Origin of the sequence: Planktothrix sp. FACHB-1355 (assembly GCF_014748295.1) — a bacterium.
GTDB classification, from domain to species: Bacteria; Cyanobacteriota; Cyanobacteriia; order Cyanobacteriales; family Aerosakkonemataceae; genus Aerosakkonema; species Aerosakkonema funiforme_A.
Genome location: NZ_JACJUP010000908.1, coordinates 1 through 2,977 on the forward strand (window position 1 = coordinate 1; position 2,977 = coordinate 2,977).

Annotated in this window: 2 protein-coding genes; both read left to right on the plus strand. The window is 45.4% G+C overall.

Annotated features, from left to right (window positions below; all coding sequences use genetic code 11):
- Window positions 1-1,333 (plus strand): ATP-binding protein (locus H6S82_RS26790; protein ID WP_191056999.1); only part of this gene is annotated, 1,333 nt, incomplete at its 5' end.
- A gap of 19 nt (window positions 1,334-1,352) precedes the next feature.
- Window positions 1,353-2,977 (plus strand): MHYT domain-containing protein (locus H6S82_RS26795; RefSeq protein ID WP_191057000.1); only part of this gene is annotated, 1,625 nt, incomplete at its 3' end.

A 2,977-nucleotide genomic window follows, 5' to 3' on the forward strand; every position in this document is an offset into this window, starting at 1 on the left:
TTTCTTTTTGTTCGGTTCTTTCATTATCTGCTGCGGCATCACCCACATTATGGAAATTTGGACGCTGTGGCATCCCGATTATTGGTTATCGGGTTTTCTGAAAGCAATTACAGCAGCTGTTTCCATAACTACAGCAGCTGTAATGATAGAACTGATCCCGAAAATTATAGCTATACCCAATCCCGCCCAACTGACAGCAGCAAACGCAGCTTTGCAAAACGAAATTGCCGAACGCAAACAAATTCAAAATGCACTCAGCCAGCTAACAATTGAGTTAGAAAAGCGGGTGCGCGAAAGAACCGCAGCATTAGAGCGAGCCAATGAACTTTTGCAACAGGAAAATTGCGATCGCTCCTTAGCAGAAGCGGCTTTACGACAATCGGAAGCCAAACTTCGCAGCCAAGCGCAAGAGTTAGAAAAAACCCTAAAAGAACTTAAATGCGCCCAAATTCAACTTGTGCAAACCGAAAAAATGTCTTCTTTGGGGCAAATGGTAGCCGGAGTAGCTCACGAAATTAACAATCCCATCAACTTTATTTTTGCCAATATTGCTCCGGCAAGTGAATATATTCGAGACATTTTAGAAACAGTTAAACTTTATCAAAAGCATTATCCTCAGCCAGTGGGCGAGATTCAGCAAAAAATTAACACAAGCGAACTAGATTTTATAGTAGAAGACTTGGGGAAAATTTTAGCATCTATTAAAGTGGGAGCAGAGCGAATCAAAAAAATTGTCAATTCTTTGCGCTGCTTTTCCCGCCTAGACGAAGCGGAAATGAAACGAGTAAATATCCATGATGGGATTGACAGCACTTTAATGATTTTGCAACATCGTTTGAAAGAACAGCCCCACCGTCCGGCGATCCAAACGATGAAAGAGTATGGGGATTTGCCGCCGCTCGAATGTTATGCAGGGCAGCTAAATCAAGTGTTTATGAATCTTCTGAGTAATGCGATTGATGCGCTGGAAGAACGAGAAAATTACAACGTTAGCAGGGTGCAAGTTTACCAGCCTAAAATACGCATTCGCACCGTTGTAGTCGAACATAAAGAGGTAGAAATTTACATTGCCGATAACGGCATTGGGATGAGTCCAGAAGTGATGACCAAAATTTACGATCCGTTCTATACCACCAAACCCACAGGTTACGGAACCGGACTGGGGTTGGCAATTTCTTATCAAATTATCAAAAAACACGATGGTGTTTTAGAATGTAATTCTCAATTAGGAAAAGGCACAGAGTTTATAATTAAAATTCCTTTAAAATCAAAAGTACGTGCTTCAAAAAGCTGTTTTGAAAAAGTTTTAGTAACTGAAGGAGCAGCAGTTTAAATTTATCAAATATTTTTTTATGGACATAATTACTGGCAGTTACGACCCGATTTTAGTAACCCTCTCATTTACGATCGCAGCGATCGCCTCCTACACAGCACTAGATTTAGCGGGGCGAGTGACACCTGCATCATCGCCGCGATCGCGACTGGCTTGGATACTGGGTGGCGCTCTAGCAATGGGAACGGGGATATGGTCGATGCACTTCATCGGTATGTTAGCCTTCCAGCTACCGATCCCAGTCAACTACGACGTGCCGCTAACCTTCCTTTCTTGGTTAGATGGAATTGTGGCATCGGGATTGGCATTGCTGTTATTCAGCCGCCCCCAACTGAATCTATTGGTGCTGCTGGGGGGTAGCACGGCGATGGGACTGGCGATCGCCTCAATGCACTACCTGGGTATGGCAGGGCTGAGAGTGCCGGTGGCGATACACTACCGCCCCCACCTTGTCGCCCTGTCGGTAGCGATCGCGATCGGCGCATCCAGTGTTGCCTTGTGGTTGGCTTTTCAATTTCGCAATGCAAGTAAACCTAACCCCGCAACCTTCTTGCCTACGAGAGAAGGAGAAACATTCCCGTCTACCGTTCTAGGGAAGGTAGGCTGGGGGGAGAGGTCGATCCCGTTGCTGAAACTATCCAGCGCCTTCGTCATGGGTATTGGCATCAGCGGAATGCACTACACCGGAATGTGGGCGACTTGCTTTTTACAAATGCCGGATGGGCAAGAAATCCCAATCGCAAGATCTGATAATTCTTGGTTAGCAATTCAGATTGGAGTTGGCACCCTGATCGTGTTAGTTGCAACGTTAGTCACCTCACTGTTCGATCGCCGATATACAGATCAATTAGTTAGGCAAGTAGCATTGCAAGAAAGCGAAAAACGCTTTCGATCGCTGATCGAGACCATGCCAGTAGGAGTGCTGCTGCTGGATACGGATGGCCAAATTATTTTAATTAACGAAGTGGGCAGAGAATTGCTGGGTATTTCCCCATACGAAATCCCAGTAAAAAATGCTTTTGACCTCAATTGGCAGCTACTCGATGAAAAAGGTAATGTCGTTTCCCAACACAGCCATCCTTTAAAGCAAGCGATCGTGCAGCGTCAGCCCGTGCGTAACCTCGTTATCGGCGCATTTCGTCCTGCCAAACAAGATACGCTTTGGTTGCTGCTGAATGTCGATCCGCACTTGAGCGATGATGGCAACATCGAGCGCGTGGTTTGTACATTTAGCAATATTAGCGATCGCAAGTTAGCAGAAGAAGCCTTGCAACAGAGCAAGCATTTTATTGAGCGGATTACCCAGGCTTCTCCAAATGTTTTATATATTTACGATCTAATCGAGCGCCGCACTGTTTATAGCAATCGTCAAATTGCTACTTTGCTCGGTTATACCCCAGCACAAGTTCCAGAAATGGGAGGGGCGTTTTTCCAAAGTATTATTCACCCTAAAGATTTACCAAAAATGGCCGCGCATTTCCAACAATATGAAACGGCGACGGATGGCGATATTTTCCAGTTGGAATACCGGGTGAGAGATACCAAAGGAGAATGGCGGTATATTCTCACGAGAGAGAGCGTATTCGCCAGAAACGCTGATGGTAAGGTGAAACAGCTGATCGGCTCGGCGACTGACATTACCGA